Source organism: Hungatella hathewayi WAL-18680, from assembly GCF_000235505.1.
GTDB lineage: Bacteria > Bacillota > Clostridia > Lachnospirales > Lachnospiraceae > Hungatella_A > Hungatella_A hathewayi_A.
Map to the genome: position 1 here is coordinate 410,462 of NZ_JH379028.1, position 7,960 is coordinate 418,421.

Below are 7,960 nucleotides of genomic sequence, written 5' to 3' on the forward strand. Positions count from 1 at the left end.
CCATTATTCAAATTTGATTTCTTCCACTAGTTTCATCTTCCTGCTTTTCAAGATAGGGACGACAGAGCCGCCCAAAGTCACCATGATTCCCATAACGCTAGCCATCAGAAAGGTGGCGGCATCCAGTTCCGGCGTCATTGCAATTTTCGGCCCGGCCACAAGAAAGATGGTCCGGATTTCCATATAGGACACAAAGATGGCAATGGCGGCGCCAATCAACCCGGACGAAAACCCTTCGACCAGCGTCATTTTCATATGCTGGCGGTTGGAGAGTCCCACGGATTTATACATGGCAGTTGTCCGCCGTTTCTGCATGTAATTGATGAGCAGGTTGTTGATAATCCCCACAGCCGCCAGCAGCAGGATAAACCAGGTCATACTGTGCATGGGCTGTAAAAAAGCTCCGACAGTCGACAGGGCGTCCTGGTTAAATTCCTCCACCGTCCGGCTCCAGTTGGAGGTTTCCCCGAACAAATCCCGGATTTGCACCATGATGGCGTCCGGGTCGGCGGCGGTGTAGGCGAGAAAACCATAGTCGGAAGCGCCGAAATCGGAAACCGCATCCGTGGCGGAAATCACCGCCTCTACGTCCGTAGCCCTTGACTTAAAGCTGCCCACGATAAGATAGTCAAATGACTCCGCGCCGCCGCTCAATGAGATGGTATCTCCCACGGAAAAGCCGGTGCGCTCCAAACAGCTCTCACTTAACAGCAGGGCCCTGTCCCCTGCAAAGGCGGCCACAGCCTGCTCCTCCATCCCAGTCCGGGTATAGTGAAGCGCCATCATGGAGCTATACCGCTCCAGATTGTCAGTTCCCTCCAGGCGGTTTAATACTATGCCGTCCGCCTCAATCTGATTCTTAAAAACATACAGAGGCAGCACCAGTTCTATCCCCTCCATCTCCTCTACCTGCTCCACAAATTCCACATCCATCCTTCCGTCCGCAAACCCCTGAAGCTTTGCGTCCCGGAACACGTCGCCCACGTAGGCAGTCACAAAGTCCCCCACGACCGTAATGGCTATCACTGCGGAAATGCTGATAAACAGCAAGGTGATATTCTGGGAAATGTTTTTGTTATCCCGCATATTCCGGGCGGCGAGCCGGCCTTCATTTCCAAGGACTGCCCCGTAGAACCGCTCCAAAACTTTGGAGAGCAGGTTCGTCAGCAGAGGAACGATCAAGATGGCGGCGGCAATCAGCCCCAACAGGGAACATCCACCGGCCAGATAGAGCAGCCGTCCGGACGCCAGCCTGGGCAGAACCATGGAAATCAGGAAGAGCAGGACTCCGGCTCCAATGATAAACCGGTGGGAGACCGCCTGTTCTTCCACACTTCCCAGCACCACGTCCTTAATCGGCAGCCGGCTTGCCCGGCGCACCGGAAACCATGCGGAAAGCAGGGATACCACCACCGCAACAGCGAGAGATAAGGCAATACCGGCCGGGGAGATGACGACAGGAAGTTCAATTCCCTGGGAGAGCGATTTCCCCATCCCATTCAGTATCAGTTTCAGAACCAGCACGCCGGCGGGAATTCCAATCAGGCCGCCAGCCACACCATACACCTCGCTTTCCAGCAGCAGAATCCGGGTCACGGCTCTTTGGGTGGCGCCAATGCTCCGGAAGGTGCCAATCACCGGCAGCCGGTCCAGAGTAATCACCTTGTAGCTCCCATAGATGATGAAAATGCTCATGGTCAGGGAGAAAAAGCTGATCAGGAAAAAGGGCATGGATTTCTGCCTCGCATCGGCGGCAATCTGCACCTCATTGACCACCTCCGAAACCCGGTATTTCCCAGCCGGCAGCAGGGTCGTCAATTCCTCCTTCAGCTGGATGGTAGAAGTTCCTGCGGCCGGCTCCACAAGAAGCTCCGTATAGCCGTCCGCCTGGCCCAGCAGCCCGGACAGGGTGTCCAGCGGCAGCAGAGCGGTGGCCCCTCTCGTGTGGCGCAGAAACACCGTGTCGTAAGCCGCGATATCTGCCACCTCCAGAGAAACGGCCTCCCCGCCAATCAGCAGCGTGATGGCATCCCCCTTTTCAATTCCATATTTTGAGGTAAAGCGGTCCGGCAGTACGACCTGATTCCCGGTAAAATCCGTGATTTCCCCGCCGTTTACCAGACGGGGAGGGTTGATGTCACCCAGAGAATCCAAATCGGCCCCAATCAAATCCACAGTTTCATAATAACCGTTCTCGTGATAAAGGGCCGCCCCCTTCACGATTCCAACACTGGCACGGATGGAGGGCAGCTGTGGCAGGACGCTGCCGCCGATTCCTCCATGGACAGCAGTGACGGAGAGCGTCGCGCTGCCGGCCATCCCCCGGGCCATTTTCCGCTGCGCGCTTTCATAGGACTCGCCGATGGAAAAAGACACGAACAGCAGCGTGGTGGACAGCAGGATAGACAGCAGCATGACCGCGCTCCTGGTTTTTCTCTCCCTGACGTTGGTAAAGATATACTTCCATATAATGTTCAAAATCACACCTCCTTCAATTAGTAAAATAAAAAAAGAATTGGCTGGCTATCACATCATTCATGATAACCTGCCAATCTTAATCTAACATTCAGGCAGCCTTAATTAACCTTAACGCAGTGGAAATGTAATCCGAAAGGAAGTTCCTGCGGCCGGAGCGCTGGTGACGGATATGCTGCCGCCGTGCAGCTCCACAATCCCCTTCACAATTGCCAGCCCCAGACCGGTACCCTCCGGTTTCTGCCCGGTATCGGCGCCCCGGTAATAGCGCTCGAAAAGATGCTCCACCGTCTCCGGTTTCATGCCCGCGCCATTGTCGGCCACCAGAATTTCCAACCGCTCGTCGTCAGCGAAGACGCGGAGGGTGACCTCCGTGTGCTCCTCCCCATGGGCAAAGGCATTGATAACCAGATTGCGAAATGCTCTTGTAAATAGTGTCTGGTCAAAGGAAAAGGAAAGGCTGTCCGCCTCACTCTCAAAATGGATGACACGGTTTTCATATTCTGGCGTATTCAGAATATCAATCACCAGTTCTCTCAGAAACCGGATGAGATTCCCGTCCTCCCGGTGCAAAGGGAACATGCCCCCATCCAGCTGATAGGTCAGCTTCAAATCATCGATCAGAGTTTCCATATAGGAGACATTTTTCAGAAGAATGCCCCCGTAACGCCTGCATTCCTCCCCGCTTTTGCCGTCCGCCTCGTAAAGAATCTCCCCGTAGCCCCGGATAGGAGAGAGCGGCGTCTTCAAATCGTGGGTGATATTGGCAATCCATTCCTCCCGCATCTTCTCCGTCTGCGCCTGCAGCCGGTCGCTGGCCCGGATTTCCTCATCCAGCGTGTTCAGCCCGTCGTACAAATCGTGGAACACGCCGTGATTTTGGACGGGAAGATAGCGGCGGTGGGCGATTTCCTCCACGGAAGCCGTCAACCGTTTGATGGCATTTGTGGTAAAAAGTCCATACAGAACGCCGGCAGCCAGGATAAGCAAAAGCAGGGCGGCCAGAATCGGCAGTATCACCATTTTGCCGCCGCTGAACCGTTCTCCATTGACGTACATCGTGATTTTGGAGACATGTTCGGGGAAATACAGCACGTAAGCGTAGGAATTCCCCTGATTGGAAATGCTTCCGGCAAAGGCGGTTGTCCCACTGCCTTCCGTCCGCCCAGTCTCATAGAGCTGCAGCAGCTCCACACTGGAATAGGCGGTATTCCCATGCTCCGGCTTCCGATAGCTGTACACCTCGTAACCGGAAGCGTCCAATATCTGAATCCCAATTCCATAATCCTGCAGCTTTGCCATTCCCGCCTGGGTCAGCTTCGGCGCACCGCCGGTAAACAGGATTTGCTCCTGAAAATGCTCCGTATAGGTCTGGGGCCAGTCGCTTCGCAGAATCCGGCCATCCGGCGTCTCTATGGTGATGGTCAGAAAGAACAGGTATCCGGCAAGCAGAACCGCGCCGGACAGCGACAGAAAGAACAGCAGGTAGATATGAAATATGGTGCGGTAACCTGAGCGTTTCATCTAATCAATCCTCTTTTTGAGCTTGTAGCCCAACCCTTTCACGGTGATGAGCTGCTGTGGATGGGAGGGGGAATCCTCGATTTTTTCCCGCAGATGCCGGATATGCACCATGATGGTGTTATCGCAGATACTGCTGTATTCTCCCCACACCTGTTCGTAGAGCCGCTCCTTGCTGATAATGTGGTCCCCATGTTCCATGAGATAGGCCAGTAGCAGAAATTCCCGGCCGGTCAATTCGATTTCCCGCCCATCCTTCCAGGCCCGGCAGCTCTCCTTATCAATAGTCAGAGGGCCGGCCGTCAGACGGGCGTCATGCCCGGATGGCGATGAAGTCTGATACTGCTGGCGGCGGAGCTGGGCCTTGATGCGGAACACCACCTCCCTGGGACTGAAAGGTTTGGTAATGTAGTCGTCACCGCCACAGGAAAGCCCCAGTATCTTGTCGATGTCATCGTTTCTTGAGGACAAAAACAAAATAGAACAGTAGGAAAATTCACGGATTTTTTTGCAGACCTCCAGCCCGTCCATGTCCGGAAGCATGATATCTAAGACAATGACATGGGGGTGAAACTCCCGGCAGATGCGCAGGGCATCGGCTCCATTACAGGCCTTCCGGATATGGTGAAATCCCTCCTTTAACAGCACCTCTTCCATCAAATCCAAAATCTCTTTTTCGTCGTCAACCAGCAGAATATCAGCTTCCATTTTCATCAACCACCTTCTATTTTTAGAGTGGCGGGAATCATAAAATTTCCTTCACCATCTCATCCACTTTCTCACAGACCATCCGGATATACTCCCCAAGCCCCGCGTCCTCGCATCCCACCACGAAGTGGTTACACCGGTTTACCGGTATCAATATCTTAAACGCCCTGCTGGCCCCCACCGCCGTGGCAATGGCCGGGGTGATCTCCCCAAGCAGGGAATTGGCAAACACAATCCCGATAGGTCCGATAATGATGTCGGAATCCTCCGCATTTACAATGGCCGGGTTCTCCCCCGTGGCGCCGTAATCCGCCCCTGCCTTCAACATGGCGGAGGTGGCGATGCTGTTGGTCCCGATGGCGTAAATCTCCAGGTCCGGGTGCTGCTTCTTCAACTGCTCAATCACCGATTTCCCCATTTTCCCGCCCTGGCCGTCAATTACCGTAAGTTTCATATTCTTCTCCTTTGTTGTCATCATCAAATACAGTCCCCTTTATTTTAACTGCCGTGGAGATTCCTGTCAAATTGATAAACGAAAATTTACATTGCCGTGGAATTCCGCTATAATGGTAGGAAAGAAAGAGAGCGGTCGAAAGGGGCGTGAGATACCATGAGCGAGCCGATTGCAAAGCGGCAGATGTTTGAGTATGACATCGATAATCCATTCCATATCTACTGTGTTCCCTATCCGAAACCGGAGAATGTTTCACTTTTGTTTAATCACTGGCATGAGGAGCTGGAGATTGTCTATACGCTTCGGGGACACAGCATCCATTATATCGACGGGATGCGCATCCGCTCCAAGCCGGGGAGACTGATTGTGGTGAATTCCGAGAGCGCCCACAACATTATCCCGGACCGGGAGGTGTATGGGGACGGGGAGAAGGTGGTGATTGTGCTGATCATTTCCAGGGAGTTCCTGGAGGCGGTATTTCCGGACTTTAAGTCCATGTACTTCTTAAATGAGAAGGAGACGGCCCGCCCGGAGATTGGGACATTGATGCTGGAGCTGTCCCGGTTTCATGACAGTGTAAAGCTGTCCACCTACGAGAAAATCTATATCAGGGGTCTGGTGCTCCAGCTGCTCTACCACATCACCCAGGAGGGGGTGGCGGAGAGGGACGCGATTCTGCCAATCAATAACCAGAAGAATATTGAGCGGTTGAAGGGCGTCATGCAGTATATTGAGAATCACTATAAAGAGAAACTCACTCAGTGTGAGATTGCGGAGAAATTCTATTTCTCCAAGGAGTATTTTGCAAGGTTTTTCAAGAAACACACCGGGATGACGTTTGTGGAATATTTAACAAAGTACAGGCTCCAGAAGGCGCAGACACAGCTGTTGTCCTCCGATGCCAGCATCCTGGACGTGGCCTTGAATAACGGCTTTTCCGATGACCGCAGGCTGATACTGGCCTTCAAAAAGCAGTACGGCATCACCCCGTTTCAATACAGAAAAATGGAAAGAAACAGGGAAAAATAGCGGGATTTTCTCCGGGATTGGTCAATTTACGGTCATTTTTGGATAAAAAACGCAAGGAAATCAGGAACGCTTCTCCCTATAATGGGACTTATGAGAACAAAGTACCAGAGAGGGGAAAACAATGGAGAACAAGAAAAAGAATTTATCATGGTCGGAAAAGATTTCTTACGGCATGGGAGACTGCGGGGCCAATGTGACCGTGGCGTTATGCTCCACATTTCTGACGGCGTACTACACGGATACGGTGGGTATCGCGGCGGCCGCGGTCGGCACCATGATGCTGCTGGCCCGGATTTTTGACGGGGTCACCGACATTATCATGGGGGCCATCGTGGACCGGACGAAGTCCAAATGGGGCAAGGCGAGACCGTGGGTGCTGTGGACGGCGCCGTTTATGGCGATTGCGCTGATTCTGGAATTCAATGTGCCCGGCGGGCTGAGCGGAAATGGGAAACTGGTCTATGCCTATCTGACCTACATTTTCCAGAACTGTATCGTGTATACGGCCAACAACCTGCCGTTCAACGCGCTGCTGTCCCGGATGACGCTCAATGTCCAGGACCGGGCGTCGGCGGCCACCACCCGTTTCATCATGACACAGCTGACCACATTAATCATCAATGCGGTGACCGCCACTCTGCTGTCCACCGTGGGCTGGTTCTGGCTGTCTCTTACATACGGAATTGTCACCTTTATCATGTGCCTCATCTGTTTTTTGGGAACCAGGGAGCATATCGGGGAGGACGCCGAGACCGGGATGGTGCAGGTGGAGACGGTTCCGCTGAAGCTGGCTCTGCCGGCGTTATTGAAAAACCGGTATTTTTACATCCAGAGCCTGTTGTTTATGTTCCTGTATATTGGAGTTGTCAGCACGGGTTCCACCACGTTCTATTTCTGCAATATCGTTTTGAATAATTTAGGATATTTGACCTTTGTGTCCATGGCGACCACGATTCCGGCCATCATTGTGAATTTCATTCTGCCGGGGCTGATTAAGAAGTTCGGGAAATGGAAGCTGATGATTCTCGGCGCAGGGCTGATGGCCGTGGGAAGCACGGTCATAGGGGCGGCAGGCTCCAACTTCCCGCTGGTTCTGTGCGGTCTGGTGATCAAAGGCACCGGTATGGGACCGATTATGTCCGGTATTTTCGCCATGACGGCGGATGTGGTGGATTACGGGGAGTGGAAGACCGGTATCCGCTCGGAAGGTCTGGTAAACTGCTGTACCTCCTTCGGCATGAAGGTGGGCATCGGCCTGGGCTCCGCCCTCTGCACCCTGATTATCACCATGGGCGGATATGACGGGACGGCCGCGGTTCAGTCGGAGTCGGCAGTCAATATGATACGGTTTGGATTTGGATACAGTGGGGCCATCATTGCACTGATCTGCCTGGCGCTCTGCTGTCTGATGAATATTGACAAATATATCGTGGATATCCAGAGAGATTTGGAAGCAAAAAGGGAGACGAACTAAATAGAAAGGACAGAAAAACGATGTCGGTAGTAAGTGATATGATTCGAAAAGTATTTAAAGAGGGGGATGACAAGCGGGACGCCGGTCTCACCACCCCGGAGGGTATCCGCCGGTTTGATGATATTGTATATGGAAATGATGACGCCTGCCAGGTGCTTGACGTGTACCGCCCAAAAGAGGCGGAGGGAGACCTTCCGGTCATCGTCAGCGTGCACGGCGGCGGCTGGGTGTACGGGGATAAGGAGAGGTACCAGTATTACTGCATGGATCTGGCCATGCGGGGATTTGCGGTGGTGAAT

At 53.2% G+C, this 7,960-nt stretch carries 7 protein-coding genes; 3 read left to right on the top strand and 4 right to left on the bottom strand.

Annotation, left to right across the window (positions count from 1 at the left end):
* Positions 1-3: 3 nt before the first annotated feature.
* From HMPREF9473_RS17700 to HMPREF9473_RS17715, 4 genes are all read right to left on the bottom strand, one after another.
* Positions 4-2,469 (bottom strand): FtsX-like permease family protein, encoded by a 2,466-nt coding sequence (locus HMPREF9473_RS17700; RefSeq protein WP_034859778.1) that lies wholly within the window; start codon positions 2,467-2,469, stop codon positions 4-6.
* Between the two features lie 117 nt (positions 2,470-2,586).
* On the bottom strand, positions 2,587-3,999 hold the full coding sequence (locus HMPREF9473_RS17705; RefSeq protein ID WP_006781563.1) for a sensor histidine kinase: 1,413 nt from the start codon (positions 3,997-3,999) through the stop codon (positions 2,587-2,589).
* Positions 4,000-4,710, bottom strand: a complete 711-nt coding sequence (locus HMPREF9473_RS17710; RefSeq protein WP_034859597.1) for a response regulator transcription factor — start codon at positions 4,708-4,710, stop codon at positions 4,000-4,002.
* A gap of 31 nt (positions 4,711-4,741) precedes the next feature.
* Complete coding sequence (locus tag HMPREF9473_RS17715) at positions 4,742-5,158, bottom strand: DUF3842 family protein (protein ID WP_006781565.1); 417 nt, start codon at positions 5,156-5,158, stop codon at positions 4,742-4,744.
* Between the two features lie 156 nt (positions 5,159-5,314).
* Here HMPREF9473_RS17715 and HMPREF9473_RS17720 point away from each other — a divergent pair, with 156 nt between their 5' ends.
* From HMPREF9473_RS17720 to HMPREF9473_RS17730, 3 genes are all read left to right on the top strand, one after another.
* A complete protein-coding gene (locus tag HMPREF9473_RS17720; RefSeq protein ID WP_006781566.1) occupies positions 5,315-6,187 on the top strand; it encodes an AraC family transcriptional regulator in 873 nt (290 codons plus the stop codon).
* 121 nt (positions 6,188-6,308) lie between these two features.
* The gene (locus tag HMPREF9473_RS17725; RefSeq protein ID WP_006781567.1) at positions 6,309-7,661 is read left to right on the top strand and encodes an MFS transporter; all 1,353 of its coding nucleotides are present in this window, start codon (positions 6,309-6,311) and stop codon (positions 7,659-7,661) included.
* 20 nt (positions 7,662-7,681) lie between these two features.
* Positions 7,682-7,960: alpha/beta hydrolase (locus tag HMPREF9473_RS17730; protein ID WP_006781568.1), on the top strand; the 279-nt coding region annotated here is incomplete at its 3' end.